Origin of the sequence: Aquihabitans sp. G128 (assembly GCF_019048865.1) — a bacterium.
In the GTDB taxonomy this organism is placed as follows: domain Bacteria; phylum Actinomycetota; class Acidimicrobiia; order Acidimicrobiales; family Iamiaceae; genus Aquihabitans.
This window is the reverse complement of record NZ_CP077604.1, coordinates 3,313,758-3,339,542: the sequence shown is the minus strand read 5'-3', so window position 1 is coordinate 3,339,542 and position 25,785 is coordinate 3,313,758. Positions and strand designations below refer to the sequence as shown.

Here is a 25,785-nt window from a genome sequence, read left to right as displayed (position 1 = left end):
ACGGTGGCGGGCGCCGCCGGGTGCAGGGGCCCCGGGAGCGGCGAGGGAGCCGAGCATGGACACCACCGAGGCCTACGCCCAGACGCGACGGACCATGACCGAGATCGTGCGCAGCCTCGATCCGGCGGATGGCCGCCGGCCGGTGCCCGCGTGCCCGCGCTGGACCGTGCAGGAGCTGTTCAGCCACGCCGTCGGCGTCTCGGCCGACATCCTGGCCGGCGACGTCGGCGGCGCCGGGTCCGACGCCTGGACCCAGGCCCAGGTGGAGGCCCGCCGGGGCCGCAGCCTGGCCGAGCTGGCCGACGAGTGGGACGAGACCGGCCCCGAGGTCGAAGCGAAGCTGGTGGGCCTGCTCCCGGCCCAGGCCGTGTTCGACCAGGTCACCCACGAGCACGACCTGCGCGGCGCGGTCGATCGGCCGGGCGGCCAGGACAGCGCCGCCCTGGCCATCGGCTTCGGCTTCGTCGAGCAGCACTGGCCCGCCACGATGGCGGCCCGAGGCCTCGCGCCGGTGCGCCTCGTCGCCGGGGACGTGGAGCTGGTGGTGGGCGACGGTGGGTCCACCACCGTGCGCCTCAGCCGCTTCGAGGCGCTGCGCGCCCTCACCGGCCGCCGCAGCCTGGACCAGGTCCGGGCCTACGACTGGGGCGCCGACCCCGAGCCGTGGCTGTCGGCCTTCACCTGGGGCCCGTTCACGCCGACGCCGGTCGCCCTGGCGCACTGAGGCCGACCGGAGCCGTCCTGCGGCCGGCCCGCAGGACGGCCCGCAGGACGGCCCGCAGGACGGCTCGTCGGCGCAGCAGGCCTCAGGAGGGCTCGACGCCCTGGGCCAGCTCGGTCTCCTCGGGACCGGCGAGGACCGCCTTCCAGGCGAGGGCGCCGAGGGCGGCGCCGACGGCAGGGGCGACGATGAACACCGGGAGCTGGATCAGGGCGTCGCCGCCGGCGAAGAGGGCCTGGCTGATGGAGCGGGCCGGGTTCACGCTGGTGTTCGACACCGGGATGGTGATCAGGTGGATCAAGGTGAGGGCGAGGCCGATCACCAGGCCGCCGAACTCCGCCACCGACTTCTTGGCGGTGGCGCCGAGGATGACGATGAGGAAGAAGGCCGTCATGACCACCTCGGCCACCGCCACGGCCAGGAAGCTGTAGCCGCCGGGGCTGCGGTCGCCGAAGCCGTTCGAGGCGAAGCCGGGGGCGTGCATCGGGCCGTCGCCGAACTCGAAGCCCTTCACCCCGCTGGCGATGGCGGCGATGATGATCGCCGCCAGGATGGCGCCCACCACCTGGGCCACCACGTAGAGCGGGGCGTCCTTCTTGTCGAAGCGCCCGGCCACCACCAGGCCGAGGGTGACCGCCGGGTTGAAGTGGCCCCCGGAGATCCCGCCCACCGCGTAGGCCATGGTGAGCACGGTGAGGCCGAAGGCGAGGGCCACCCCCGCGAACCCGATCTTGTCTCCCGCCAGCACGGCCGAGCCGCAACCGCCGAGCACCAGCCAGAAGGTGCCGAACGCCTCGGCACCCAATCGACGACGCATGTCCATGGTGTTCTCCCTCTGTCGCTGACGAGTCGGCCCCGCGAGCACCCCTGCGGGGCACGGTACCGGTGCGGTCCACCCCGGTTCGGGATGCCGCGCGCCACGAGGACCGGCCTCGACCGGCCCCATGACGGCGGCGCGGCCGATCGCCTGGGCTCAGCGCCGACCGCCACCCGGCCGGCCCGGCGGCCGCGGGCGCGGGGGGCAGCGGCGGCCGGGTCGATCGGCCAGTCGTGCTTGGGGTAGCGGCCGGCCATCTCCTTGCGGACCTGGTTCCAGCTGCCCGCCCAGAAGCCCGGGAGGTCGGCGGTGATCTGCACCGGCCGACCGGCCGGGGAGAGCAGGTGGACCACCACCGGCACCCGCCCGTCCACCACCGTGGGGTGTCGGGTGGTCCCGTAGAGGTCCTGCACCCGAGCCGATGCCACCGGCGTGCCGTCGTCGTAGGCGACGGTGATCGACCGGCCGTTGCCGAGGGCCAGGCGGGTGGGGGCCAGGCGGTCCAGGTCGGTGCGGCCACGGTGGTCGAGCAGCGACCGCAGCACGGTGGCCAGGTCCACCCGGGCCAGGTCGCGCCGGCCCGTGGCGCCCACGAGGTGGGGGGCCAGCCACCCGTCGAGGTCGTCGAGCAGGGCGGCGTCCTCCACGGCCGGCCACCGATCGCCGTCGTGCGCCCGCAGGAAGGAGAGGCGGGCCTGGAGGGCGCGAGCCCCTGCGGTCCAGGGCAGCACGTCGCCGGCCGTGGCCCGCACCCGGTCGAGCAGCGCCTCGGTGGTGGCCGTGCCCGCTGCGGGTCGGCCCTCGTGCGTGGCGAACAGCAGGGTGCCGGACCGCCGCTCGGTGCGGCTGCGGAGGTCGTCGCGCGCGGCGTCCCAGGCCACCACCTCGACCTCGTGCACGTCGTCGCCGACGGCCGCGAGCACGTCGGCCTCGTCGAGACCGGCAGCGGTGCGGATGCGCCCGTCGCCGGTGCCGACGTCCAGGTCGGCCACGGCCAGGAACGGCGCCGAGGCCAGCGGATCGGTGTCGGGCAGCCACCCGCCGCCCCCGGCACGAAGCCGGAAGCGGCCCCCGCCGCGCGCCTGGGCCACCCGGTCCGGGTACGCCAGCGCCACGAGCGCGCCGAGCGCGGTCGGGTCGACCACCCGTCGCTCCACGTCGAGGCGGCGGGCCAGCTCGCGGGCGCGACGCCGGGCCGAGCGCACGGCGTCGCGGTTCGCGGCCGGATGGTCGCGGCGGTCGTCGCCGACCACCGCGACCCGCTCGGCCAGGTCGGCGGGGCGTTCGTCGCGCCGACCGCCGAACACGTCGCGCTCGTCGAGCACCGTCGCCAGCAGGGCTGCGGCCCAACCCGCTCCGGCGGCGCGGCCGTCGACCACCATCCGCGCCAGGCGGGGGTGCAGGGGCAGGCCCACCACGGCGCGCCCGGTGGCGGTGGGGCGACCGGCCCCGTCCAGCACGCCGAGGGTGCGGAGGAGCGCCTCGGCCTCGGCCCACGCCCGGGCCGGCGGGCGGTCGAGGAAGGCGAGGTCGTCGCGCGAGCTCCCCCAGGCCGCGACCTCGAGGACCAGGCCGGCCAGGTCGACCACCGCGACCTCGGGCTCGGGGTACGCCTGGCGGCTGGCGTGCTCGCCCTCGGACCACAGGCGGTGGGCCACGCCCGGCCCCAGGCGGCCCGCCCGACCGGCCCGCTGGTCGGCGGCGGCCTTGGAGGCGGGCGAGGTGGTCAACCGGGTGAGCCCGGTCCCGGCGTCGAACCGGGGGCTGCGCACCAGGCCGGCGTCGACCACGATGCGCACCCCGGCGACGGTCAGGCTCGACTCGGCGATGTCGGTGGCGAGCACCACCCGGCGCCGCCCGGGTGGCGAAGCGGCGAGGGCGGCGTCCTGCTCCGCCACCGGGAGGGCGCCGGCCAACGGTCGCACGTCGACCGCGCTCGGCAGGCCGGAGAGCGCCCGGGAGGCTCGGCCGATCTCGGCCACGCCGGGGAGGAACACCAGCACGTCGCCCTCGGGGTCGGCCGCCAGGGCGCGGGCCACCACCCGGGCCACGTGCTGCTCGGGCCGATCTCGAGGCTCCGCCGGCCACCAGCGCAGCGCCACGGGGTGCTGGCGACCGTCGCTGGCCACCACCGGGGCCGGGCCGGCATCCCCGCCGATGGTGGCGGCCAGCCGTCCGGCGTCGACGGTGGCCGACATGGCCAGGACCCGCAGATCGGGCCGGAGGCTGCGCTGGGCGTCGAGCAGGAAGGCGAGGGACAGGTCGGTCACCAGGTTCCGTTCGTGGACCTCGTCGAGCAGCACGGCCCCGGTGCCCTCGAGGGAGGGGTCGGCCTGCAGGCGCCGGACCAGGATCCCCTCGGTCACCACCTCGATGCGGGTCCCCCGGCTCACCACCCGCTCGTCCCGCGTGCGGTAGCCGACCGTCCGCCCGACCGGCTCGCCGAGCAGGTCGGCCATGCGGCGCGCCGCCGCCCGCGCCGCGAGCCGGCGCGGCTCGAGGACCACGATGCGCTGGTCACCCAGCCAGGGCGCGGCCAGCAACCGCAGCGGGACCACGGTGGTCTTGCCCGCCCCGGGCGGGGCCACCAGCACGGCGTGGCCGCGCTCGGCCAGGGCGGCGAGGACCTCCGGCACCACGCCCTCGACCGGCAGGCCGGTCGGAGGGGCGACGGGGGTCATCGGCCCAGTGTGGCCGGGCAGGTGGCCGGGCGGGCCACCCGCCCGACCCTGGGGTGCGGTCGGTCAGTCCTCGGCCGGCGGGTCGCCGAAGAACCCGACCACGCCGGTGAGGCGGCCGTCGGCTGCGGTGTGGGCGACGTCGACGCCCGCCACCACCAGCTCCTCGCCCTCGCCGAGCTCCCACCCGAAGCGGTGGAAGTCGTGGTGGGAGTCGATGGCCGTGGTGCGCCGGAAGCGGCGACCCGGGTACTGCTGGTGGACGGCGTCGACCATCTCGCTCAGGGCGTCGGGCCCCGCCGCGGCCAGCAGCGGGTCGGCGTAGGCGCCCTCGGGCGTCCACGCCGCCGCGATCAGCTCGGCCCGGGCTGCCGGGTCGCCCTCGTTCCACATGGCGAAGTAGGCGTCGACGGTGGCCGAGACCTCGGCCGGGGCGGTCGTGGGGATGGTGGTCATGGGGTGCTCCTGATCGGGTGTGGTCGGGTTGACGGCCCCACCGTGCGCCCGCACGGGTAGCCCCGGCCATGACCTCCCGGGTAGGCGGATCGCCTTACCTCAGAGGTAGGCGACGGGCTCGCAGCCCGTCGGTAGGGTCGCTCGCATGGCCGTGAGCACCACCCCTGCGGTCGGCGAGCTGCTGCGGGACTGGCGTCGTCGACGGCGGCTCAGCCAGCTCGACCTCTCGGTGGAGGCCGCGGTCTCGTCGCGCCACCTGAGCTTCGTGGAGACCGGCCGCTCGAAGCCCAGCCGGGAGCTGGTGCTCCACCTGGCCGAGGAGCTGGAGGTGCCCCTCCGGGAGCGCAACACGTTGCTCCTCGCCGCCGGCTACGCCCCCGCCTACCCCGAGCACGCCCTGGACGCCGACGTGATGGCCCCGGCGCGCGAGGCGCTCGACGCCATCCTCGCCGGCCACGCGCCGTACCCGGCGATCATCGTCGACGGCCGCTGGAACCTGGTCTCGGCCAACGAGCCCGCCCTGGCGATCCTGGCCGAGGGGGTCTCCCCCGCGCTGCTCGCGCCGCCGATCAACGCCATGCGGGTCAGCCTCCACCCCGACGGCCTGGCGCCGCGCATCGCCAACCTGGCCGGCTACGGCGCCCACCTCCTGACCCGGCTCCAGCGCCAGGCCCTGCTGTCCGGCGATCCGGGGCTCACCGAGCTCCACGACGAGCTGGCCTCCTACCCCGGGGTCGAACGAGCCACGTCGGCCGCCGTCGAGCCCGCCGACCTGCTGTTCTCGCCCCTGCGACTGCGCAGCGAGGGCCAGGAGCTGCTGTTGTTCAGCACCCTGGCCACCTTCGGCACCGCGCTCGACATCACCCTCTCGGAGCTGGCGATCGAGTCGTTCTTCCCCGGCGACGCCGCCACCCGAGATGCGCTCCGCCGCCGCTTCGGCTGACCGGGCAGGCCGCCGTGGTGGCGGTCGAGGGCCAGGTGGGGGCCCATCTTCGCCCGAACGGCAGGAGATCCGGAGCGTTCTGCCGAATGAGACGTTTCGGACGGGCGCCCGCTGGGCAGGGTGCGCCCCATGGGTGGAGATGGGCGGTTGATGATGACGGCGACGACGCGACCGGCACGGGTCGGCTGGGGGATGAGCGGCGAGGCCCGCTTGTTCCGCCTCGACGGCCGGGTGGTGTCCGTGCGACCCACCGCAGCAGGCCAGATCGAGCTGCGGACGGCGCCCCACGAGCCCGCCACGTACCTCGTGGTCGACAAGGCCAGCCGCAGCCGCCTCTCGCCCGACGTCGTCCGGCTGCCGGTCACCTATCCCACCCCGACCACCCTCCGGCTCCACGCCTACGCCGACGGCGAGTGCGGCCCGGACCACGTCGGGGCGCGCGAGGACCAGCTGGTCGAGACGGCCGACTCCCGCGCCGACCGGCGGTCTCGGCGAGCGACGGCGGCCAAGGCGTTCCTGGCCGACCTCCGCGCCCAGCGCGAGCCCGTCCTCTAGCGCTCCGCCCGTCGGCCCCTCAGTCGCGAGGGGCCACCACGATCCCGCTGTCGCCGATCCGGGCCAGGCCCACCGGCACGACCTGGTCCGGGTCGATGACGGTGCCCGCCAGGGCCTTGGCGCCCCGCACGTCGACGATGGTCGAGCCGTGCAGCCGGGCCCGGGCGAGGTCGGCGCCGGAGAGGTCGGCCCCGGTGAGGTCGACGTCGTGCCAGGTGCTCCCGGGGACGCGGGCCCGGTAGAGGTCGAGGCCGGTGGCGGTGCCGCCTTCGACCACCAGGCGCTCGGCCTTGGCCAGCCGCAGCCCGAGGTCCTCCATCTGGCAGTCGGTGAAGCGCACGTCGGTGAGCGTGGCCCCGCCGAGGTCGGCGCCGTCCAGCCGGCAGCGGGTGAGCGCCACCCGCACGAACGTCGACTCCTCGAGCACCGCCCCGGCGAGGTCGCAGTCGGTCAGGGTGGCGTCGGTGAGCTCGAGCCGGTGGAACCGGGCCCCGGTGAAGCGGACGCCGACGATGGCGCACCGGCCGAAGCCCACCCGCTCGGCGTCGGCGGCCACGGCGGTGCCCCGGACCGAGCGCTCCACCCACCCGTCGTCGTCCTGCAGCCCGTCGAGCTCGAGGTCGTCCAGGTCCGGCGGGAGGACCGGGGGCCGACAGGCCGCCGCCCCCTTGCCGGGTCCGGACCATCGGGCGGCGGGAGCGGCCACAGCGCGGCCCTCAGCGGCCGGGCGCGACGTCGAGGCCCGCCGGGGCCTTGGGCCGCAGGCCGGGAAGGGCGATGCCGACCACGCCCCGCACCACGCCGCGCAGGACGTCGACGAAGTCGAACGAGTCGCGCCACAGCGTGATCTGGCCGTCGACCACGTCGAAGCGGCCCCACACCCAGAACTGGGCCCGCAGCGGGCCGGCGATGATCACGTCGGTGCGCTCGGTGAGGACCGTGCCGCCATCGGCGGAGATGGCGTGGAGGTACACCTCGAAGCCGAACTTCGGGCCGCTCAACCCGCCGAGCGCCTTGCCCACGGCCTTGCGCCCCCGGATGGTGGGCAGGCCCACGTTCACGTAGTCGACGTCGGTGGCCAACAGGTCGAGCGCGGCCGGCAGGTCCGACGCGGCCAGGTGGGCGAGGAACGCCTCGGCCACGGCCTGGGGTTCGGTGGGCGCAGCCGCCCCGGTGGGAGCGGCGACGGGCAGGAGTCCGGTGGGCATGGCGCCGATGGTACGGCGCCTACTCCCGCGCCATGTTGGCGAACTTGGTGTAGTGGTCGAGGAAGGCCAGGCGGACCATGCCGGTGGGACCGGCCCGGTGCTTGGCCACCAGCACCTCGGCGGTGCCCCGGTCGGGCGAGTCGGCGTTGTACTGCTCGTCCCGGTACAGGAACACCACGATGTCCGCATCTTGCTCGAGCGATCCCGACTCACGCAGGTCGGACAGCATGGGGCGCTTGTCGGCGCGCTGCTCGAGGCCACGGTTGAGCTGGGCCAGGGCCACCACGGGGCACTGCAGCTCACGGGCGAGGATCTTGAGGGATCGGGAGATCTCGGCCACCTCCACCTGCCGGGACTCGGCGCCGGCCCGGCCGCCCATGAGCTGGATGTAGTCGACCACGATCATCCCGAGCTGGCCGACCTTGGCCTGCAGGCGGCGCGCCTTGGAGCGGATCTCCATGACCGTCAGGTTCGGGTTGTCGTCTATCCACAGGTTGGCCTCGCCGAGCCGGCCGATGGCGTGGCTGATGCGGCGCCAGTCGTCGTCGGAGAGGCGGCCGTTGCGGACCTTGGTGGAGTCGACGCGCGCCTCGGAGCACAGGAGCCGCTGGCTCAGCTCCACCCGGCTCATCTCCAGCGAGAAGAACAGGACCGGGCGGTGGGCCTCCAGCGCGGCGTGGCCGGCCATGCCCATGGCGAAGGAGGTCTTGCCCATGCCGGGACGGGCGCCGACCACGATCAGGGCGTTGGGCTGCAGCCCGGCGGTGAGCTCGTCGAAGTCGGTGAAGCCGGTGGGCGTGCCGGTGATGGCGTCGCCGCGCTCGTAGAGCGCCTCGAGGCTGTCGAGGGTCTGGTCGAGCAGGTCGTGCAACCGGGACATGGAGTCGGTCTGGCGGTGCTCGGCGACCTTGAACATCATGGTCTCGGCGTCGTCGAGGGCCTTGGTGACGTCGTCCGGCAGGCTGTAGCCGATCTCGGCGATCTCGCCGGCGACGCCGATGAGGCCGCGCAGGAGCGCATGCTCCTCCACGATCTTGGCGTAGCGGGCTGCGCTGGAGGTGGCCGGCGTGGCGGCCTGGAGGCCCACCAGGGTGCTGGGCCCGCCGATGGCGTCCAGCAGGTCGTGGCGGCGCAGCTCCTCGGCCACGGTGACCGGGTCGACCGGCTCGCCCTGCGACGACAGCGAGGTGATGGCGTCGTAGATGTGGCCGTGGGCCGGCTTGTAGAAGTCGTCGGGCGACACCGACTCCGACGCCACGTCGATCGCGGTGCGCGACAGGAGCATGGCGCCGAGCAGGCTCTCCTCGGCGTCGAGGTTGTGCGGCGGCACCCGGCCGCCGGAGGTGCGGACCGGGCGGTCATCACCGCCCCGGCCGCCTCGGCTGGGGGGCCCGGCCGCCCGCGCCGGGGGCCCGTCGTCGTAGTCCGGCGGGGGGCCGTCGTCGTCGAAGTCGGGCGGGGCGTCGTCATCCATGGTGAAGCTCCAGTGTCCATCGGCCGCGCTGTGGAGAACCAGTGCCGACTACCTGTGGACAGGCTGTGGAAAAGCGGGGGGAGGAGGGGCCGGAACGACGACGTCCGGGGGGCGAGGCCCCCCCGGACGTCGATGTCACGGTGTTGCTGCGCCCCGAGGGGCAGGCCGATCAGTCGGCGTCGGAGACGACCTCGACGGTGACCGGGAACTCCACGTTGGCGTGGAGCTTGATCGGCACCATGTGGGTGCCGATGGTTCGGATCGGGTCGTGGAGCTGGACCTGCTTGCGGTCGATCTCCACGTCCTTCTGGGCGAGGATGGCCTCGACGACGTCGGCCGAGGTGACCGAGCCGAAGAGCTTGTCCTCGGCGCCCACGCGGGCCGGGATGGTGACCGGGGAGTTGACCAGCTTCTTGGCCACCTCCTCGGCGGCCTGGCGAGCGGCGGCGTCCTTGACGTCGCGCGACTTGCGCATGCCCTCGGCCTGGCTCTCGGCACCGGCGGTGGCCACGAAGGCCAGGCCACGGGGCAGGAGGAAGTTGCGGCCGTAGCCGTTGGTGACCTCGACCACGTCGCCCTTGTTGCCGACGCCGCTGACGTCGGAACGGAGGATGAGGCGCATCAGGCCTCCACCTCCTCAGCCAAGGTGGCCTCGCCGTCGAACTCGGCCTCGGCACCCTCGCCACCCACGGGCGGCGGGGCGGACGGGCGCGGCGGCGGGCCGTCGGCCCGGATGCCACGCTCGTTGCCGCGGTCGCGGCCGCCACGCTGCTGCGTGACGCGGTTGGCGTAGGGCAGCAGCGCCATCTCGCGGGCGTTCTTGATGGCCATGGCCACCACGGACTGCTGCTGCGCGTCGTTGCCCGTCACGCGACGGGCCCGGATCTTGGCCCGGTCGGACATGAACCGGCGGAGCAGGTTCACGTCCTTGTAGTCGACGTAGTCGACGGTCTCCTGGGTCAGGATGCTGATCTTCTTCTTGGAGCGGCGCGCGTTGTCTTTGTTCTTGGCGCGCTTCGGCTTGGGTGCCATTAGAAGGGCTCCTCCCCGTCGTAGTTGGTGGGCTCGTTGGCGGCCGGGCGGCTCGCGCCGCCACCGCCACCGGAGTTGCTGTTGCCGTAGCTGCCGCCGCCGCCCTGGGCGCCGCCGGAGCGTTCGATCTTCTGGACCTGGGCCGTCGCCCAGCGGAGGCTGGGAGCGATCTCGTCGGCCACGACCTCGACCTTGGAGCGCTTGTCGCCGTTGTCGGTCTCCCAGGAGCGCTGCTCCAGGCGACCGGTGACGATCACGCGGGTGCCCCGCTGGATCGACTCGGCGACGTTCTCGGCGAGGCCGGACCAGGACTTGACGTCGAAGAAGGAGACCTGCTCCTCCCACTCCTGGGTCTGGCGGTTCTGCCAGCGGCGGTTGACGGCGAGGCCGAAGGTGGCCACGGTCTGGCCCGAGGGCGTGTAGCGCAGCTCGGGATCGCGGGTCACGTTGCCCACGAGGGTCACGGTGTTGTCTGCCATGGTGTCCTCCTGCGGTTACCCGGCCTCGACGGCCGGGGCAGGGGCTCCGAGCAGGCCGCGGCGGTGCGCCTCGGCATCGGGGAGCCGGATGTTCTTGTGTCGGACAACCTCGTCCGCGAGTCGAAGGTTCCGTTCGACGGTGTCGAGCGCACCCGGCTCCGCCTCGATCTCGAACACCACGTAGAACCCTTCGGTCTTGTGGTTGATCTCGTAGGCGAAGCGGCGGCGACCCCACTTCTCGGTCTTGGCGATCTTGCCGTCGGCCGATTCGACCTGGGCCGTCACCTGGTTGATCACGCCGGCGACGGTGCTCTCGTCGAGCTCCCCGTCGAAGATGACCATCAGTTCATAAGCTCGCATGCGAGCATCACCTCCCTGTGGACCCGGTGGTTGCCGGGGCCCCTAGCCTTGTTGCCTGGGGCAGGGTCTTCATTTGGACCGTGTGACGATACCGGACCCCTGCCCCTCGAACCTCATCGAGTGGCACCACCTTGCCCCGGGGGGGGTGACAGTTTCGCCCGGTGCAGCCGGCTCGGGGTCAGGCGGCCGGGGCCAGCGGGCAGCGCACGCCGGTGATCTCGAAGGTGGCCCGCCCGGTCACGCCGACCGCCGGCAGCCGGCCCTCGGGCACCTCGAGGGCGTAGGCGAACGGCGCGTCGGCCGGGTAGTCGCGGCACGTGGGGACGTCGGCGCACGGCGCCATGTCGGTGGCCGACACGAAGGTGCGCTCGGCGTCGAAGTAGGCGATCGAGAGCGGCATCGGCGTGTTGCGCATCCAGAAGGCGCCGTCGACCGGCTGGTCGTACTCGAACAGCATCCCGTCGTAGCCGCCGAGGTCCTCGTCGGTGACCTCCATGAGCCCGCGCTCGCGCTGCGCGGACGTGGTGGCGGCCAACAGGCAGACCTCGCAGGTGGTGCCGTCGCCGGCGGTCACGGTGACCGCCACCTCGCTGAAGCCGCGCAACGGGGTGCGACCGCGGACCGCCGGAGCCCAGCCCTCGCCCAGCCCCTCGTTCGGGGTGGTGGGCGCCGTCGAACCGGCCGTGGTCGCGCCGGCCACGACCGAGGCGCCCGCAGCGGTGGTGGACGGTCCGGCGTCGCTGCCGCTGGAGCCGGCGCACGCGGCGGCCACCAGCACCAGGCCCAGCGCGACGACCAGGGCCACGGCGCGCCGGCGGACCGGTCGCTGGAGGTCGGCGTCGTCGGTCACCGACCGAAGTCTGGCCGGTGGCCGACGACGCCGGGGTTCAGCCGTCGCGGCCGTAGAGGCCGAGGGTCTCGGCCACCTCGGCGGACAGGTGGTACGACTCCGCCGGGCCCGGGAAGGCGCCCGTGCGCACGTCGGCCGCATAGGCCTCGATCGCCGAGACCGACGCCGCCTTCAGGTCGGCGTAGCGGCGCACGAACTTGGGGGCGATCCGGTCCTCGAGGCCAAGGACGTCGTGGTACACGAGCACCTGGCCGTCGACCTCGTGGCCGGCGCCGATGCCGATGATCGGCACGTCCACCGCGTCGGTGACCATGGCCGCCACCTCGGTGGGGACGCCCTCGAGCACGATGGCGAAGCAGCCCGCGTGGGCCAGGGCCTTGGCGTCGGCGATCAGCACCTGGGCGGCGTCGGAGCTCTTGGCCTGGACCTTGAACCCGCCCATGGCGTGCACCGACTGCGGGGTGAGGCCCAGGTGGCCCATAACCGGGATCTCGGCGTCGATCAGGGCCTCGATCATCGGCAGCCGCTTGCGCCCGCCCTCGAGCTTCACCGACTCGGCGCCGGCCCGGATGAGCGTGGCCGCGTTGCGGACCGTGTCCTCGACCGAGACGTGGTAGCTGAGCCACGGCAGGTCGGCCACGATCAGCGGCGCCGGCTTGGCCCGGGCGACCGCTGCGGTGTGGTGGGCGATGTCGGCCACGGTCACCTGGAGGGTGTCGTCGTAGCCCAGCACCACCATGGCCACCGAGTCGCCCACGAGGATCAGGTCGACCCCGGCCTCGCTGGCGATCCGGGCGCCGGGGGCGTCATACGCGGTCACCATCACGAGCGGATCGGCGCCGGCACGGACCTTGCGGTTCGCGACGTGGGGCACGGTGATCGGCGCGCGGGATGGCGCGGACGTTGCGGTCGAGCTCATGTGAGCCTCCTTGGATGTCCCGTCCAGTGCCACGACGGCTACCGGCGGTGTCACCAACCTAGAACCGCGCGTTCCGCGCGTTCCATTCCCGTCAGGCTGCCGCCGCCGGCCGCCCGGACGAGCGGATCACGAGGGGGAGACCGGCTGGTGCGGGTACGTGATCCGGCACAGGGCGCACCAGGTCTCGAACTCGTCGGCCAGGCGCTCGTCGACCGGCACGTGGGCCTCGTCGAACACCACGTAGACCCGCTGGACGGTGGCCAGCTCGGGCCCGTCGTCGCCGCAGGATTCGCACCGGTCGCTCATGGCCCGCACGGTAGCGGGACGAGGTGGAAGGCCGTCAGTCCGGCGGTGCGCCCGCTGCGTCCTCGCCGTTGGTCCCGGCGCCCGTGCCGGTGCCGCCGGGCGTGGTGGTGGCCGGCGTCGTGGTGGCCGGAGCCGTGGTCTGCGGCACGGTGCTGCGGGGCGTGGTGGTCTGCGGGACCGTGCTGCGCGGCGTGGTGGTCTGCGGGACGGTGCTGCGCGGCACGGTGGACCGCGGGACGGTGCTGGTGGTGGTGCCGTTGTAGGAGCTGCCCCCGGCCACCACGCTGGTCTTGCCCTGGGCCGGGTCGAGCACCGCGCCCACCGACAGGTCGGCGACGTCGGGGAACACCCCGGTGTCGGTGTTGGCGGTGACGGTCTCCATGAACGTCTTCCACATGCGGGCGGGGAACGTGCCGCCCTGCACCTTGATGCCGTGCACGTCGTTCATCGGCTTGGACTCGTTCGGGTAGCCCATCCAGACCGCAGCGGTGAGCTTGGGCGTGTAGCCCACGAACCAGCCGTCGACGTTGCTCTGGGTGGTGCCGGTCTTGCCGGCCGCTGCGTGCCCGAAGTTGGCGTCCGCGCCGGTGCCGCCGGCCACCACCTGCTGGAGGGCGTAGGTGACCCGGCCGGCCTGGTCGGGCGTGAGCACCTCCTTGGTGTCCGGTGCGTAGCGGACCACGCGGCCGTCGGGGAACTCCACCCGGGTGACGACGATGGGCGACTTGGAGACACCGTTGTTGGCCAGCGTCGAGTAGCCGGCGGCCATGTCGAGCACCGACACCTCGCCGCCGCCGAGCACCAGCGAGCAGTACGGCTTGAGGTCGGCCGTCACGCCCATGTCGTGGGCCATCTGCAGGACCTTCTGCGGGCCGAGGCGCAGCATCAGCTGCGCGTAGACCGTGTTGATCGAGTTCTTGGTGGCGGTGACCAGCGACGACGCCCCGCCCGGCCCGCCCCGCACGCTCCACTTGTCCTCGCCGTTGAGGCAGGTGGGGTCGGTGATCTCGATCTTGGGCGGCGATGGCAGGACGGACTCGACGGAGTACCCCTCGCGGACCGCCTCGGCCAGGGCGAACATCTTGAAGGTCGAGCCGGGCTGGCGACCGCTGCCGCCGCCGGCCTTGCCGGTGGCCAGGTTCACCTTGCTGTTCTTGAAGTCGGTGCCGCCCATCATCGCCTTGACCTGGCCCTGGTCGTCGACGGCGACGATGGACGCCGCGGGGTCGCCCGGCCGGTTCAGCGTGGTGGTGACCGCGTCGTAGGCCGCCTTCTGCATGTTGAGGTCGAGCGTCGTGTACACCTTCAGGCCGCCGCCGTAGACGTCGTCGGAGCCGAACTCCTTCACCAGCCACTGGCGCACGTACTCGGCGAAGTACTCGCTGCCGTACTGCGACCCCTTGACCTCCTCGCCGAGCGTCGAGGCCACGGGCGGCGGCTTGATGAAGCGATCGGCCGGCTGGACCGCGGCGTCGTTCGGGTCCATGGGCACGGCCAGGTAGAGCTTCTGCTCCTTCTTGGTGACGTAGCCCTCCTCGGTCATGGCCTGCAGCACCACACGCCGGCGGCGCTCGGCCTCCTTGAGCGAGTTCGGCCCACGGTACGGGTCGGCCCCGTTCGGGTTGCGCAGCAGGCCGGCCAGGAAGGCCGCCTCGCCGGCGTTGAGGCCGCCGATGTCGTGCTTGAACCAGGCCCGCGACGCTGCCTGCACGCCGTAGGCGCCGCGGCCGAAGTACACGGTGTTGAGGTAGCGGGTGAGGATCTCCTGCTTGGAGATCTGCTGCTCGAGCTTGACCGCCATGACCGCTTCCTTGATCTTGCGGGTGGCCGTCTGCTCGGAGGTGAGGTACTCCTGCTTGACGTACTGCTGGGTGATCGTGGAACCGCCCTGGCGCACGCCGTTGCCGCGGAGGTCCGAGATGGCGGCCCGGGCGATGCCCATGGGATCGACCCCGCCGTGCTGGAAGAAGTCGCGGTCCTCGGCGGACACCACCGCCTCGCGCAGGATGTCGGGGATCTGCTCGTAGGTGACGAGCACCCGGTCCTCGGTGCCGTGCAGCTGGGCCATGGCGTTGGAGTCGTTGCAGTTGACCTGCACCTCGGAGGCGCAGATGAACGAGGTCTGGTCCTGGGGCTTGGCCACCTTGGGGTCGACCGGGAGCTCGATCTGGCCGAGGACGTAGACCAGGCCGGCGGCCCCGACGGTGAGCGCGAGGGCAGCGAGGTAGAAGGCCCGGCGCATGCGCCAGAGGACGCTGCGCTTCTTGACCTTGCCTCGACGGTTGACCTTGAGGTTGTGGACGGGGACCGGTTTGCGGGTGCGCATGGAGGGGGTGGCTCGCCACGAGCGGTCGGGACGACCGGCGGCGAGCAGCCCGCAACGCTACCGCGACCGCCCCCGGAACGGCTCGTCGCCCCCGGTGCCGGTGGGCGCCGGGCGAGGCTCAGCGGGCGGCGCGCTGCGTGCGGGCCGGGGTGAGCAGGAAGGTGCGGGCGAGGTGGTTCCATGCGCACTCGGGGCACACCTCCACCACGTAGCAGGAGAAGTTGCCGGACCGCTTGGCGATGGCCTGCAGCTCCTGCCGGCTGGTGATGCACCGCCCGAAGGCGGGCAGCCGCGGCCCGAAGACGTAGGACACCAGCACGACCTTGGCGTCCTCGCACACCGGGCAGGTGATGTTGGTGGCGTCACCGACCTCGCGGGCCGCCCGCACCAGCTCGGGGTGGGCGTCGCACACCTCGTGCTTGGCGATGCGGCCCTTGCGGAACTCCGACAGGACCGACTGGCGCGCGAGGCGGTAGTCGATCTCGCCGGGGCCATCAGCGCCCCGGACCGATTGCGGTCGGAAGCTCACCCGCCGGAGGCTACCGACCGTCCACCCCGTCCGCGCCCGGACGATCCCGACGCTCCGGGCCTGCGGCGGGCGGCGGACCGGTCAAGAGCGCTCGGGGCGCCGCTCCTCGACCGGCAGGCCGCTCACCTCGAGGTCGACCAGGAGCGCGGCGTGGTCGGACATCGGGGTGCTCCGGACCTCGACGGCCCCGACCCGCACGTCGGGGGAGACCAGCACGTGGTCGATCACGAGGCGACGGTGCGGCACCGGGTTGGTGGGGCCGTGCGGGACGTAGGCGAGCCCGGCGGCGCGGGCGGCCGGCTCCACCGTCGACGGGAAGCGGTTGAGGTCGCCGAGCACCACGAGCGGGCGGGGGCGGTCGGCCACCAGGTCCAGGACGCGATCGAGCTGCGGGCCGTTGACGCCCTGCGGGACGGCGAGGTGGGTGGCGGCGATCGACCACGGCTGGCCGTCCACCCGCACCGCAGCCTGCAGCACGGTCCGGCGCTCCTGCCAGAGCCGCCACGACGGCACCTTCGGCAACCCGGTCACCGACCAGCTCTCGAGGTCACCCCGGACGAGCAGGGCGTTGCCGTACCAACCGCCGGGGAACCGGCGCGACGGGCCGAAGACGTGGACCATGCCGCAGGCCCGCGCCGCTGCCGCGGCCAGGTCGGCCCGGTGCCCGCGGTAGGTGCCGAGGTCGACCTCTTCGAGGGCGATCACGTCGGCCCCGAACCCGGCGCAGACCTCACCCAGGCGGTCGGGGTCGACCGGGCCCTGCTTGCCGACCGTGCCGTGGTGGATGTTGAAGGTGGCGACGCGCACCTCCGCAGCCTGGCACGGCCGACGGATCGTCCTGCCTGGGCACGCCCCGCATGGGGTAGGAACGGCGCATGCCAGAGCCGATCGTGGAGCCCCCGCCGTCCTCCGAGCCGGTCGCCGACGAGCTGATCGACCTCACCCGCAGCCTCCGCGTGCTGCTGGTCGACGACGACCCGTCCATCGGCGTGGTGGTCGCCGCCTGCCTCGACTTCGAGGGCGCCGAGGTGCGCACGGCCCACTCGCTGGCCGAGGCCCGCGAGCTGCTGGGCCCCGACCTCGACCACGTGGTCCTCGACCGGCGGCTGCCCGACGGCGACGGCCTCGACCTCCTGCCGGACCTCGCGGCGTCGTGCCCCGAGGTGCCGATCGTGGTGTTCAGCGCCTACGACGACCCGGCCGAGGTCGACCTGCCCCACGTCGCCAAGTCCGACATCGCGGCCCTGGTCGACCTCCTCGGCCTCGAGCCGGAGGACCACGTGGCGGTCGACGACGCGCCGGAGGGCGGCTCGATCGTCCGGGTGTTCCCCATCGCCGCCGGGGATGCCGAGGGGCTCTGAGCCGACCTCTGCCGCTGCCCGGCGCGGGTGGAGCGACGGGGTGCCCCACGTCAGGGCCAGGCGGGGCCAGACTGCACCCATGTCCACGGCCCCGCCTCCCTCCGCAGCCCCAGCCGATCCCGGCTGGCACCGCTTCACCGCGGCGGAAGCGCCTTCGGGCGCCGCCAGCACCGCGGTGGTCTACGGCGCCGACATCCCGGGCGAGCCCGACCTGCGGCTGCTCGGGCCCGTCGAGGGGCGCCGCATCCTCGACCTCGGCTGCGGCACCGGCCACAACGCCGTCGTGCTGGCCACCCAGGGCGCCAAGGTCATCGCCGTCGACCCCGGCGCCGACCGGCTGGCCCAGGCCCGGGACCGAGCCGAGGAGGCCGGGGTCCGCGTGGAGCTGCACCAGGCCGGCCTGGCGGACCTCGCCTTCCTGCGCTCCGACAGCGTCGACGCCGCGATCAGCGTCCTGGCCCTCACCTCGGTCGACGACCTGGCCCGGGTGTTCCGCCAGGTCCACCGGGTGCTCAAGCCGGAGGCGGTGCTCGTGTGCTCGTTCCCGCACCCCGCCTTCGCCATGCTCGACCCCACCGCCGCCGACCCGCTGCGCATCGCCCGGCCCTACGACCAGGCCGAGCCGGTCACCTGGGAGCTCGACGGCGACGACGTGGTCGACCACCCCCGCACCATCGGCGAGGTCTTCACCACGCTGCACCGCTCGAGCTTCGGGGTCGACCAGATCCTCGAGCCCACGGCGCCGGCCGCCGGCCACCGCAGCGCGCACTACGCCGACGCCATGCGCACCGTCCCGGGCACGGTCGTCTTCCGCGCCCGCAAGCAGGGCAACTAGCGCTCGCCGGGGGTCGGGATCGGGCGAGGGGCTCCGTACCCTGGCGCCGTCCACCAGCCAGGAGCGCACCGATGACCACCTCCCCCACCTTCACGATCGGCGGCGACCTCACCGTCAACCGCCTCGGCTACGGCGCCATGCAGCTGCCCGGCTCCGGCGTCTGGGGCCCCACCGCCGACCACGCCGGCGCCCTCGCCGTGCTGCGCCGCGCCGTGGAGCTCGGCGTCGACTTCATCGACACCGCCAACTCCTACGGCCCGTACGTGGCCGACGAGCTCATCGCCGAGGCCCTCAAGCCCTACGACGGCGTCACGATCGCCACCAAGGCCGGCCTGCTGCGCACCGGTCCCGGCGAGTGGCACCCGCTGGGCCGCCCCGAGTACCTGCGCCAGGAGGCCGAGCTCACCCGCTGGCGCCTGGGCGTCGACCGCCTCGACCTGTTCCAGCTCCACCGCATCGACCCTGCGGTCCCGCGCGACGAGCAGTTCGGCGTGCTGAAGGAGCTGCAGGACGAGGGCGTCGTGCGCCACGTCGGCCTGTCGGAGGTCAGCGTCGAGGAGCTCGACGCCGCGCTCGAGGTGCTGCCCGTCGCCACCGTGCAGAACCGCTACAACCTCACCGACCGCGCCTCGGAGGACGTGCTCGACCGCTGCACCGAGCTGGGCATCGGCTTCATCCCGTGGTTCCCCATCGCCACCGGCGAGCTGGCCAAGCCCGGCGGCCCGGTGGACCACCTGGTCGACGAGACCGGCGCCACCCCCAGCCAGATCGCCCTGGCCTGGCTGCTCCAGCGCTCGCCGGTGGTGCTGCCCATCCCCGGCACCAAGAGCATCGACCACCTCGAGGACAACCTCGGTGCGGCGGACGTGACCCTCACCGCCGAGCAGGTCGCCACCCTCGACGCCGTGGCCTGAGCCCGCACGCGACCGGTCCCGGGCCAGCAGGCCCGGGACCGGTTCGCGCATCGGGCTGCTCGACGGGGCGTCGAGCTGCGGGTCAGCTGGCGATGGAGCGCTGGTAGGCGCGGACCGCCAGCGGGGCGCAGACGGCCACCACGCCGATGACCCAGATCCACGTGTAGGCCACAGGGTGGGCCACCGACCACGGGTCCCCGGGCTTCACCGGGGTGTTGGGGTTGCCGAAGAGCTCGCGGAGCCCGTCGGAGAGGGTGGTGGTGGGGTTCCACGCTGCGAACGTGCGCAGCGGCTCGGGCAGCTTCGAGAGCGGCACGAACGTGCTGGCCACGAACGTGATCGGGAACAGGGCGGCGAAGGCGATGCCGGTGACGCCCTCGGGCGTGGCCACCAGGCTGCCGAGCAGGACCCCGACCCAGATCATGGCGAACGAGAACCCGATCATGAGGCCGTAGGCCCCGATGGTGTCGACGATGCTGCCGCGGATGCGCCAGCCGACGATGTAACCGGTGATCGACATGAGCACGATGGGCAGCAGGGCCTTGATGATGTTGGCCACCGCGTGGCCGCCGAGGACGGCGCCCCGGGCGATGGGCAAGGACCGGAACCGGTCGACCGCCTGGTTCTTGCGGTCGTTGGCGATGCTCAGCGCCACGCCGAACGCGGTGAACACGATGGTCTGGGCGATGATCCCGCCCATCAGGAACTCGCGGTAGCGCTGGGCGCTGGCGTTCTGGCTGCCGGGCACGGCGATGGCCCCGCCGAACACGTAGGCGAACATCACCACGAACATGATCGGCTGGATGGTGGCGTCGCTCAGCTGCTCGGGCTGGCGCTTCATGTGCACCAGGCCGCGGCGGGCGATCACCCAGGTGTCGTGCAGCACGCCGCGGGGCGGGTGCAGGTCGGCGTCGCTGCGGGGCGCGGCGTCGATGACCAGGGCGGTCTCGGAGGTGGTGGGTGCGGTCATCGGGTGACCTCCTCGGGGGTGCGGGGGGTGGGTTCGGGATCGTCGTCGCCGTCGAGCGGCAGGCCGGTGAGGGTCAGGAACACCTCGTCCAGCGTCGGCTGGCGGAGGCTGAGGTCCTCGACCTCCTGGTCGGCCTCGGCCAGGGCGTTGGCCACCGCGGCCAGGCCGGCCACGCCGCCGGTGGTGGGGGCGGTCGCCGTGCGGGCCGGGCGGTCGACGATGGGGTCGGCGCCGGTGACCCGCCGCAGGATCTCGACCACGTCGTCGAGTCGGGAGCTGTCGGAGATGGTGACGCCGATGTTGTCGCCGCCCACCTGGCGCTTGAGGCTGCGGGCGTCGCCCTGGGCGATGACCTTGCCGTGGTCGACCACGAGGATGTCGTCGGCCAGGCGGTCGGCCTCCTCGAGGTACTGCGTGGTGAGGAGGATGGTGACGCCCTCGCCCAGCAGGGTCTCGAGCACCTCCCACAGGTCGTTGCGGGCCCGGGGGTCGAGGCCGGTGGTGGGCTCGTCCAGGAACAGCACCTGCGGGCGGGCCACCAGGGTGGCCGCCAGGTCGAGCCGGCGGCGCATGCCGCCGGAGAACGCCGAGGCCACCTTGCTGGAGGCGTCGCTCAGGGCGAACTGATCGAGCAGCTCGGTGGCCCGGGCCTTGGCCTGCTTGCGGGGCAGCTGGTGCAGCTCTCCGATCATCACCAGGTTCTCGTGGCCGGTGAGCAGCGGGTCGACGGTGGCGTCCTGGGCGGCGAGCCCGATGCGGCGCCGCACCTCGGTGGGGTGGGTGGTGACATCGAAGCCGGCGACGGTGGCCGTGCCCTCGGTGGGGACCGAGAGGGTGGAGAGGATCCGGACCGCAGTGGTCTTGCCGGCGCCGTTGGGGCCGAGCACTGCGGTGACGGTGCCGGTGGGCACGACGATGTCGACCCCGCCCAGCGCGGCCTTCTCGCCGTAGCGCTTCACCAGGCCGAAGGCTTCGATGGCGTGTTCGTTGGTCATCAGGTCTCCGGGAGCGGGGGGACGGGGGCGGCGATCGAGCCGGCGGCGGCCGGGCGATCACCAGGGCAGACGACCTCGGGGGCCGGAACTCATCGCGCCGTGGCGCGCCGCTGCCCCCGGTGCGGGAGGGGGCCTGGTGATCCTGCCCGGCCCCACCGGCCGGCGCCGCACGACTTTCGCCGCACGACCTTCGCCGCACGACGTTCGTGGCCCGAGCCTCAGGGCGCGGGCTGCTCCGCCCACCAGGCGTCGAGGCGGCGGAACGCCTCGTCCTCGCCCAGCGGCCCCTCGTCGAGGCGCAGCTCCAGCAGGAAGTCGAGCGCCTGGCCGATGTGGCGGCCGGGACCGATGCCCAGGTGGTCCATGACCTGGCGCCCGTCGAGGTCGGGGCGCAGCGCCTTCACGGCCTCCTGCTCCTCGAGCACGGCGATGCGCTCCTCGAGCTCGTCCATGCGGCGCGACAGCGCGGCGGCCTTCCGCTTGTTGCGCGTGGTGCAGTCGCAGCGCGTGAGCTCGATGAGGTCCCGCAGGTGGTCGCCGGCGTCGCGGACGAAGCGCCGCACCGCGCTGTCGGTCCACCCCATGCCGTACGTGTGGAAGCGGAGGTGGAGGTAGACGAGCTGGCGCACGGCCTCGACGTCGTCGCTCGAGTACTTGAGCGCCTGCATGCGGTCCCTGGCCATGCGGGCCCCCACCACCTCGTGGTGGTGGAAGGTCACGCCGCCGTCGGTGAAGGACCGCGTCTTGGGCTTGCCGACGTCGTGGAGCAGCGCGGCGAGGCGCACGATGCGCTCCGGACGGGTCTTGGCCACCACCGCGAAGGTGTGGGCCAGCACGTCCTTGTGGTGGTGGACGGGGTCCTGCTCCAGGCGCATGGCCGGGAGCTCGGGCAGGAACAGCTCGGCGAGGCCGGTGTCGACCACGAACCAGAGGCCGGCCGAGGGGTCGGGCACCACCAGGAGCTTGTCGAGCTCGTCGCGGATGCGCTCGGCGGAGACGATCTCGAGGCGGTGGGCGTTGGCCCGCACCGCTGCGACCAGCTCCGCGTCCGGCTCCAGCCCGTAGCCGGCGATGAACCGGGCGGCGCGCAGCATGCGCAGCGGGTCGTCGGTGAACGAGACCTCGGGCGAGAGCGGCGTGCGGAGCAGGCCGGCGGCGAGGTCGGCGGCCCCACCGAACGGGTCGATCAGCTCGGGGTCGGTGACCCGCAGCGCCATGGCGTTCACGGTGAAGTCCCGCCGGGCGAGGTCGTCGCCGATGTCGTCGCCGAAGGACACCTCGGGCTTGCGGGAGTCCGGGGCGTAGGCCTCGGCCCGGTGGGTGGTGATCTCGATCGACCGCTCGCCGAGCTTCACGCCGATGGTGCCGAAGCGCTCGCCCTGGTTCCACAGGGCGTCGGCCACCGGGCCGGCGATGGCCTTGATCTGGTCGGGCCGGGCCGGGGTGGTGAGGTCGATGTCGGCGGAGGGCCCGAGCTCGCGCCCGAGGAGCTGGTCCCGCACGATGCCGCCCACCAGGTACAGCGGCTGGCCGGCCGCGGCGAAGGCGTCGGCCAGGGGCCGGACCTCGTCGAGCACGGTCTGGATGCGGGCGGGGATCACGGCCTCGACGCTAAACGCTCTGCGCGCCGCCTCGGCCACCCGTTGCCGTGCGCCGACCGGCGCTCGCAGGGGTCGGTCAGCGGATGGTGGCCAGGCCCGCGGCCTGGACGGCGATGCGGAAGTCCTCGGGGTACGACGCCCGCTCCAGGGCCTCGTCGAGGGTCACGTACTCGTCGTTGAACAGCTGCAGGAGGGCCTGGTCGAAGGTGGCCATGCCGTGGTAGTCGCCCTCGGTCATGAGCCGCTCGAGCACGGCGGGATCGGCGTTGGCGGCGATGGCGTCGCGGACCTTCTGGGTGCCCACGAGCGACTCGACCACGGCCACCCGGCCCCGACCGTCGGAGCGGTCCACCAGGCGCTGGCAGATCACGCCCCGCAGCACCCGGCCGAGCGTCTGGCGCACCGGCCCCTGCTGGTGGGGCTCGAAGCGGTCGACCAACGTGGCGATGGTGTCGGTGGCCGACAGCGTGTTCATCACGGCCAGCACCAGCCGGCCCGAGGCGGCGGCCGAGAGCGCCCCGCTCACCGCGGCGGCGTCGGGCAGCTCGCTGACGAAGACCACGTCGGCGTCCTGGCGGGAGACGCGGCGCAAGGCGTCGGAGACGTCCGGGGTGTCGGCCCCCACTTCGCGCTGGCTCACGATGGCCATGCGATCGGCGTGCAGCACCTCGATCGGGTCCTCGATGGTCACGATGTGGCGGGCCTGGCTGGCGTTGATGTGGTCGATCATCGCCGCGGCCGTGGTGGTCTTGCCCGATGCCGCCGGGCCGGAGATCAGCACGAGGCCGTCGCGGTGGGCAGCCAGGTCGGCCACCACCGGCGGGACGCCGAGGTCGGCGATGGCGGGGGCGCCGGGGACCACCCGGCGGATGGCGAGGCTGACCGAGCCCCGCTGGCGGTAGACGTTCACCCGGAAGCGGCCGAGGCCGGGGACGCTGTGGGCGAGGTCGGTCTCGCCGTCGGCCTGGAACTCGGCGGCCTTCTCCGGCGGCAGGAGCTCCGACGCCAGCTGCTCGATCGCCGCCGAGTCGAGCGGGTCGAGGGTGGTGCGCTCGAGGCGACCGTTGCGCCGGATGCACGGGGGCGAGCCGACCTTCACGAGCAGGTCGGAGCCACGCTCCTCCAGCAGGTACTGCAACAGGTCCACCACACGGGCCACGGGGTCTCCTCATCGACGAGGGCCGCCCGCGTGCGGGTGCCCGTGGCCTACCTGTCGGCCAGGCGGGCCCGGATCTTGAGGGCCTCGGCCGCCACGTCCCCGCCGGGACCGCCTGCGGACGGGGCCTCGGGGCGGTAGCCACCACCGAGCAGCACCGACAGGACCGACCCGGTGCAGTCGGCCAGCGCCTGCAGGTCGTAGCCGCCCTCGAGGAACAGGAGGCGACGCCCGGCCGGCACCAGCTCGACCAGGTCGCGCGTCAGGTCGGCGTAGTCGCCGGCGGTGAGGCCGAGGTTGGTGATGGGGTCCTGGTGGTGCCCGTCGAAGCCGGCCGAGATGATGAGCCACGTGGGCGCCCACGCTGCCAGCGCCGGCAGCACCACGTCGTCGAGCGCACCCCGGTAGTGCTCGCCGGTGGCCCGGGCCGGAAACGGCAGGTTGAGGGTGGTCCCCACGCCGGCGCCGGCGCCGACGTCGTCGATCCGGCCGGTGCCGGGGTACATCGGCCACTCGTGCATCGACACGTAGAAGACGTCGGGGTCGGACCAGAACAGGTCCTGGGTGCCGTTGCCGTGGTGGGCGTCGTAGTCGACGATGGCCACCCGCTCGCCCCGGGCCGTCAGGCTCGCGGCGGCGACCGCCACGTTGTTGAGCAGGCAGAACCCCATGGCCCGGCTGGCCAGTGCGTGGTGGCCCGGCGGGCGGACCGCGCAGAAGCCGGCCGAGCCCTCGCCGGCCTCGAGCCGGCGGATGACCTCGAGGCCGGCCCCGGCGGCGAGGGTGGCGGCGTCCCAGGAGGCTCGCCCCACGTGGGTGTCGCCGTCGAGGTAGCCGCCGCCGGCGGCGCAGAACTCGGCCAGCGCCCGCGTGTAGGCCTCGGGGTGGATGCGGGCGATCGCCTCGTCGGAGGCCGCCACGGGCACCACCGGCACCAGGGCCCCGCGCAGGCCGGCGGCGTCGATGCCCCGCTCCACCGCGGTCAGGCGGGCCGGCCGCTCGGGGTGGCCGGTGCCGGTGTCGTGCTCCAAGAACCGTTCGTGGGTGGCGTAGAGGAGCGACATGGGCGCCACGCTACGGCGCTGCGGAGCGACGGGCCCCGGACCGCCCGATGGGGTGAGGAGGCCGGTCGCAGCCCGGGCACGCCTCCGTCGGGGGGACGCGAGGTCGTAGGGTCGGAGCGCGTGTTCGCCTCCAACCCCACCCCAGCCGGGCACCGTGGCCATCGATGATCGACGCCGGGGGGGACCGTCGTGCCCTCCAGGTGTCCACGTGGCGCGGCGACCAGCGCATCGCGGTCCTGAGCCCCGCGCCCGAGCGGCCCGGCCCGGGCATCGACACCGTCGCCGCCGAGGTCCACGCGCTGCGCCTCGCGGGGTTCCGCCGCGTCCTCACCGGCGCGCTGCACCAGGCCGAGCTGGGCCCGTTCCTGGCCAACGGCTTCGAGGAGCACGAGCGCCTCCACCTCCTGCGCCACGAGCTGCTGGTGATCCCCGACGCACCCGAGGCGGTCCGCCTCCGCCGCGGCTGGCGCCGGGACCAGCCCGCCGTCCTCGACATCGACCACCGCGCCTTCGACGCCTTCTGGGCGCTCGACCGGCGGGGCCTCGACGACGCCGTGCGGGCCACGCCGGTCAGCCGGTTCCGGGTCAGCACCGACGGGCGCGGCCCCATCACGGGCTACGCCGTCACCGGTCGAGCGGCCGACCGCGGCTACCTCCAGCGCCTCGCGGTCGACCCCGCCCACCACCGGGCCGGCATCGGGCGGGCCCTGGTGGCCGACTGCCTCACGTGGCTCCGCCGCAGCGGCGCACGCGCCGCCGTGGTGAACACCCAGGAGCGCAACGCCGGCGCCCTCGCCCTCTACCGCGACTGCGGGTTCGTCCCCGAGCCCGCCGGCCTCACCGTGCTCACGCTGGACCTCGGCGGCGAGCCCGACCCGTCCTGGCCTCCGCACCCGTGACCCGCGCCCGCCGGCTCCTGGCCACGGCCGCCCTGCCGTTCGTGGTCCTCGCCGCCGCTGCGTCCGGGATGACCCCGGCTGCCGCCGCGCCCCGCCAAGCGGCGCCGGGCGCCACCACCCCGGCCACCATCTCGGTCACCGCCCAGACCTACGAGGTCGCGCCGAAGGGCGACTTCCGGGTGCTGCTCGACATCGCCGGGGCCCCGGCCGGCGCCTACCTCTCGGTCGACATCTACGACCGCATCCAGGACGTCGACGACCTCGCCGCCAGCGCCACCACCGAGCCCAACGACCTCAAGGACAACTTCGACGCCATCCCGCTCTCGAAGACGGCCAC

General features: G+C 73.8%; 26 protein-coding genes and 2 pseudogenes. 7 read left to right on the top strand and 21 right to left on the bottom strand.

The window, feature by feature from the left end:
- Positions 1-55: 55 nt before the first annotated feature.
- Entirely contained in the window at positions 56-724 is a 669-nt protein-coding gene (locus KSP35_RS15965; RefSeq protein WP_216996813.1) for a maleylpyruvate isomerase N-terminal domain-containing protein, read from the top strand.
- Positions 725-806: 82 nt separating this feature from the next.
- Here KSP35_RS15965 and aqpZ read toward each other — a convergent pair whose 3' ends face one another.
- The 3 genes and pseudogenes from aqpZ to KSP35_RS15955 all read right to left on the bottom strand — a co-directional run bounded on the left by aqpZ (position 807) and on the right by KSP35_RS15955 (position 4,672).
- Positions 807-1,538, bottom strand: coding sequence for an aquaporin Z (aqpZ, locus tag KSP35_RS15960; protein WP_254126800.1), 732 nt, complete (start codon positions 1,536-1,538; stop codon positions 807-809).
- 242 nt (positions 1,539-1,780) lie between these two features.
- Positions 1,781-4,219, bottom strand: a pseudogene (gene hrpB / locus KSP35_RS24605) (ATP-dependent helicase HrpB); the annotation flags it as partial.
- A gap of 63 nt (positions 4,220-4,282) precedes the next feature.
- Positions 4,283-4,672: a nuclear transport factor 2 family protein gene (locus tag KSP35_RS15955; protein ID WP_216996811.1), complete on the bottom strand. Its 390-nt coding sequence runs from the start codon at positions 4,670-4,672 to the stop codon at positions 4,283-4,285.
- Positions 4,673-4,817: 145 nt separating this feature from the next.
- Between KSP35_RS15955 and KSP35_RS15950 the strand changes: the two genes are divergently transcribed.
- Both KSP35_RS15950 and KSP35_RS15945 read left to right on the top strand, forming a co-directional pair.
- The gene (locus tag KSP35_RS15950; protein WP_216996810.1) at positions 4,818-5,615 is read left to right on the top strand and encodes a helix-turn-helix domain-containing protein; all 798 of its coding nucleotides are present in this window, start codon (positions 4,818-4,820) and stop codon (positions 5,613-5,615) included.
- A 192-nt stretch (positions 5,616-5,807) separates the two neighbouring features.
- Positions 5,808-6,170, top strand: coding sequence for a hypothetical protein (locus KSP35_RS15945; protein WP_216996809.1), 363 nt, complete (start codon positions 5,808-5,810; stop codon positions 6,168-6,170).
- A 19-nt stretch (positions 6,171-6,189) separates the two neighbouring features.
- Here KSP35_RS15945 and KSP35_RS15940 read toward each other — a convergent pair whose 3' ends face one another.
- From KSP35_RS15940 to KSP35_RS15880, 13 genes and pseudogenes are all read right to left on the bottom strand, one after another.
- Complete coding sequence (locus tag KSP35_RS15940; protein ID WP_216996808.1) at positions 6,190-6,876, bottom strand: pentapeptide repeat-containing protein; 687 nt, start codon at positions 6,874-6,876, stop codon at positions 6,190-6,192.
- A 10-nt stretch (positions 6,877-6,886) separates the two neighbouring features.
- The gene (locus tag KSP35_RS15935; RefSeq protein ID WP_216996807.1) at positions 6,887-7,378 is read right to left on the bottom strand and encodes a limonene-1,2-epoxide hydrolase family protein; all 492 of its coding nucleotides are present in this window, start codon (positions 7,376-7,378) and stop codon (positions 6,887-6,889) included.
- A gap of 19 nt (positions 7,379-7,397) precedes the next feature.
- A complete protein-coding gene (gene dnaB / locus KSP35_RS15930) occupies positions 7,398-8,852 on the bottom strand; it encodes a replicative DNA helicase (RefSeq protein WP_216996806.1) in 1,455 nt (484 codons plus the stop codon).
- A gap of 169 nt (positions 8,853-9,021) precedes the next feature.
- Entirely contained in the window at positions 9,022-9,474 is a 453-nt protein-coding gene (rplI, locus tag KSP35_RS15925; RefSeq protein WP_216996805.1) for a 50S ribosomal protein L9, read from the bottom strand.
- Positions 9,475-9,635: 161 nt separating this feature from the next.
- Positions 9,636-9,884, bottom strand: a pseudogene (gene rpsR / locus KSP35_RS26025) (30S ribosomal protein S18); the annotation flags it as partial.
- On the bottom strand, positions 9,884-10,363 hold the full coding sequence (gene ssb, locus KSP35_RS15915; protein WP_216996803.1) for a single-stranded DNA-binding protein: 480 nt from the start codon (positions 10,361-10,363) through the stop codon (positions 9,884-9,886). The gene ssb and the pseudogene rpsR, both read right to left, overlap by 1 nt.
- Before the next feature lie 15 nt (positions 10,364-10,378).
- Positions 10,379-10,723: a 30S ribosomal protein S6 gene (gene rpsF / locus KSP35_RS15910; protein WP_216996802.1), complete on the bottom strand. Its 345-nt coding sequence runs from the start codon at positions 10,721-10,723 to the stop codon at positions 10,379-10,381.
- Positions 10,724-10,901: 178 nt separating this feature from the next.
- Positions 10,902-11,573: a DUF192 domain-containing protein gene (locus KSP35_RS15905; RefSeq protein ID WP_216996801.1), complete on the bottom strand. Its 672-nt coding sequence runs from the start codon at positions 11,571-11,573 to the stop codon at positions 10,902-10,904.
- A 37-nt stretch (positions 11,574-11,610) separates the two neighbouring features.
- A complete protein-coding gene (gene panB, locus KSP35_RS15900) occupies positions 11,611-12,492 on the bottom strand; it encodes a 3-methyl-2-oxobutanoate hydroxymethyltransferase (protein ID WP_216996800.1) in 882 nt (293 codons plus the stop codon).
- A gap of 126 nt (positions 12,493-12,618) precedes the next feature.
- The gene (locus KSP35_RS15895; RefSeq protein ID WP_216996799.1) at positions 12,619-12,798 is read right to left on the bottom strand and encodes a hypothetical protein; all 180 of its coding nucleotides are present in this window, start codon (positions 12,796-12,798) and stop codon (positions 12,619-12,621) included.
- Between the two features lie 34 nt (positions 12,799-12,832).
- Complete coding sequence (locus KSP35_RS15890) at positions 12,833-15,124, bottom strand: transglycosylase domain-containing protein (protein ID WP_216996798.1); 2,292 nt, start codon at positions 15,122-15,124, stop codon at positions 12,833-12,835.
- 118 nt (positions 15,125-15,242) lie between these two features.
- A complete protein-coding gene (locus KSP35_RS15885) occupies positions 15,243-15,653 on the bottom strand; it encodes a DUF5318 family protein (RefSeq protein ID WP_216996797.1) in 411 nt (136 codons plus the stop codon).
- A gap of 81 nt (positions 15,654-15,734) precedes the next feature.
- Positions 15,735-16,460 carry an endonuclease/exonuclease/phosphatase family protein gene (locus tag KSP35_RS15880; RefSeq protein ID WP_216996796.1) on the bottom strand — a complete coding sequence of 242 codons (726 nt, stop codon included), beginning with the start codon at positions 16,458-16,460 and terminating at the stop codon, positions 15,735-15,737.
- A 68-nt stretch (positions 16,461-16,528) separates the two neighbouring features.
- Between KSP35_RS15880 and KSP35_RS15875 the strand changes: the two genes are divergently transcribed.
- The 3 genes from KSP35_RS15875 to KSP35_RS15865 all read left to right on the top strand — a co-directional run bounded on the left by KSP35_RS15875 (position 16,529) and on the right by KSP35_RS15865 (position 18,763).
- Positions 16,529-17,014, top strand: a complete 486-nt coding sequence (locus tag KSP35_RS15875) for a response regulator (RefSeq protein WP_216996795.1) — start codon at positions 16,529-16,531, stop codon at positions 17,012-17,014.
- Between the two features lie 79 nt (positions 17,015-17,093).
- Positions 17,094-17,849, top strand: a complete 756-nt coding sequence (locus KSP35_RS15870; RefSeq protein ID WP_216996794.1) for a class I SAM-dependent methyltransferase — start codon at positions 17,094-17,096, stop codon at positions 17,847-17,849.
- Between the two features lie 71 nt (positions 17,850-17,920).
- Complete coding sequence (locus KSP35_RS15865) at positions 17,921-18,763, top strand: aldo/keto reductase (RefSeq protein WP_216996793.1); 843 nt, start codon at positions 17,921-17,923, stop codon at positions 18,761-18,763.
- An 82-nt stretch (positions 18,764-18,845) separates the two neighbouring features.
- Here KSP35_RS15865 and KSP35_RS15860 read toward each other — a convergent pair whose 3' ends face one another.
- From KSP35_RS15860 to KSP35_RS15840, 5 genes are all read right to left on the bottom strand, one after another.
- Positions 18,846-19,733 carry an ABC transporter permease gene (locus KSP35_RS15860; RefSeq protein WP_216996792.1) on the bottom strand — a complete coding sequence of 296 codons (888 nt, stop codon included), beginning with the start codon at positions 19,731-19,733 and terminating at the stop codon, positions 18,846-18,848.
- On the bottom strand, positions 19,730-20,728 hold the full coding sequence (locus KSP35_RS15855; RefSeq protein WP_216996791.1) for an ATP-binding cassette domain-containing protein: 999 nt from the start codon (positions 20,726-20,728) through the stop codon (positions 19,730-19,732). The genes KSP35_RS15860 and KSP35_RS15855 overlap by 4 nt, the downstream gene beginning before the upstream one ends.
- A 218-nt stretch (positions 20,729-20,946) precedes the next feature.
- Positions 20,947-22,329 carry a CCA tRNA nucleotidyltransferase gene (locus tag KSP35_RS15850; RefSeq protein ID WP_216996790.1) on the bottom strand — a complete coding sequence of 461 codons (1,383 nt, stop codon included), beginning with the start codon at positions 22,327-22,329 and terminating at the stop codon, positions 20,947-20,949.
- A gap of 76 nt (positions 22,330-22,405) precedes the next feature.
- Positions 22,406-23,488: a type IV pilus twitching motility protein PilT gene (locus KSP35_RS15845; RefSeq protein ID WP_216996789.1), complete on the bottom strand. Its 1,083-nt coding sequence runs from the start codon at positions 23,486-23,488 to the stop codon at positions 22,406-22,408.
- Between the two features lie 47 nt (positions 23,489-23,535).
- Positions 23,536-24,549 carry a histone deacetylase gene (locus KSP35_RS15840; protein WP_216996788.1) on the bottom strand — a complete coding sequence of 338 codons (1,014 nt, stop codon included), beginning with the start codon at positions 24,547-24,549 and terminating at the stop codon, positions 23,536-23,538.
- A 164-nt stretch (positions 24,550-24,713) separates the two neighbouring features.
- Here KSP35_RS15840 and KSP35_RS15835 point away from each other — a divergent pair, with 164 nt between their 5' ends.
- Positions 24,714-25,448 (top strand): N-acetyltransferase, encoded by a 735-nt coding sequence (locus tag KSP35_RS15835; protein WP_216996787.1) that lies wholly within the window; start codon positions 24,714-24,716, stop codon positions 25,446-25,448.
- Positions 25,449-25,785: the final 337 nt, after the last annotated feature.

What these genes read in the sequence shown, in the direction of transcription:
- KSP35_RS15965 (WP_216996813.1), top strand. Translation starts at nt 56, where the DNA reads ATGGACACCACCGAGGCCTACGCCCAGACGCGACGGACCATGACCGAG.
- aqpZ (WP_254126800.1), bottom strand. Translation starts at nt 1,538, where the DNA reads ATGCGTCGTCGATTGGGTGCCGAGGCGTTCGGCACCTTCTGGCTGGTG.
- KSP35_RS15955 (WP_216996811.1), bottom strand. Translation starts at nt 4,672, where the DNA reads ATGACCACCATCCCCACGACCGCCCCGGCCGAGGTCTCGGCCACCGTC.
- KSP35_RS15950 (WP_216996810.1), top strand. Translation starts at nt 4,818, where the DNA reads ATGGCCGTGAGCACCACCCCTGCGGTCGGCGAGCTGCTGCGGGACTGG.
- KSP35_RS15945 (WP_216996809.1), top strand. Translation starts at nt 5,808, where the DNA reads ATGAGCGGCGAGGCCCGCTTGTTCCGCCTCGACGGCCGGGTGGTGTCC.
- KSP35_RS15935 (WP_216996807.1), bottom strand. Translation starts at nt 7,378, where the DNA reads ATGCCCACCGGACTCCTGCCCGTCGCCGCTCCCACCGGGGCGGCTGCG.
- dnaB (WP_216996806.1), bottom strand. Translation starts at nt 8,852, where the DNA reads ATGGATGACGACGCCCCGCCCGACTTCGACGACGACGGCCCCCCGCCG.
- rplI (WP_216996805.1), bottom strand. Translation starts at nt 9,474, where the DNA reads ATGCGCCTCATCCTCCGTTCCGACGTCAGCGGCGTCGGCAACAAGGGC.
- ssb (WP_216996803.1), bottom strand. Translation starts at nt 10,363, where the DNA reads ATGGCAGACAACACCGTGACCCTCGTGGGCAACGTGACCCGCGATCCC.
- rpsF (WP_216996802.1), bottom strand. Translation starts at nt 10,723, where the DNA reads ATGCGAGCTTATGAACTGATGGTCATCTTCGACGGGGAGCTCGACGAG.
- panB (WP_216996800.1), bottom strand. Translation starts at nt 12,492, where the DNA reads ATGAGCTCGACCGCAACGTCCGCGCCATCCCGCGCGCCGATCACCGTG.
- KSP35_RS15895 (WP_216996799.1), bottom strand. Translation starts at nt 12,798, where the DNA reads ATGAGCGACCGGTGCGAATCCTGCGGCGACGACGGGCCCGAGCTGGCC.
- KSP35_RS15890 (WP_216996798.1), bottom strand. Translation starts at nt 15,124, where the DNA reads ATGCGCACCCGCAAACCGGTCCCCGTCCACAACCTCAAGGTCAACCGT.
- KSP35_RS15875 (WP_216996795.1), top strand. Translation starts at nt 16,529, where the DNA reads ATGCCAGAGCCGATCGTGGAGCCCCCGCCGTCCTCCGAGCCGGTCGCC.
- KSP35_RS15870 (WP_216996794.1), top strand. Translation starts at nt 17,094, where the DNA reads ATGTCCACGGCCCCGCCTCCCTCCGCAGCCCCAGCCGATCCCGGCTGG.
- KSP35_RS15865 (WP_216996793.1), top strand. Translation starts at nt 17,921, where the DNA reads ATGACCACCTCCCCCACCTTCACGATCGGCGGCGACCTCACCGTCAAC.
- KSP35_RS15860 (WP_216996792.1), bottom strand. Translation starts at nt 19,733, where the DNA reads ATGACCGCACCCACCACCTCCGAGACCGCCCTGGTCATCGACGCCGCG.
- KSP35_RS15855 (WP_216996791.1), bottom strand. Translation starts at nt 20,728, where the DNA reads ATGACCAACGAACACGCCATCGAAGCCTTCGGCCTGGTGAAGCGCTAC.
- KSP35_RS15840 (WP_216996788.1), bottom strand. Translation starts at nt 24,549, where the DNA reads ATGTCGCTCCTCTACGCCACCCACGAACGGTTCTTGGAGCACGACACC.
- KSP35_RS15835 (WP_216996787.1), top strand. Translation starts at nt 24,714, where the DNA reads ATGATCGACGCCGGGGGGGACCGTCGTGCCCTCCAGGTGTCCACGTGG.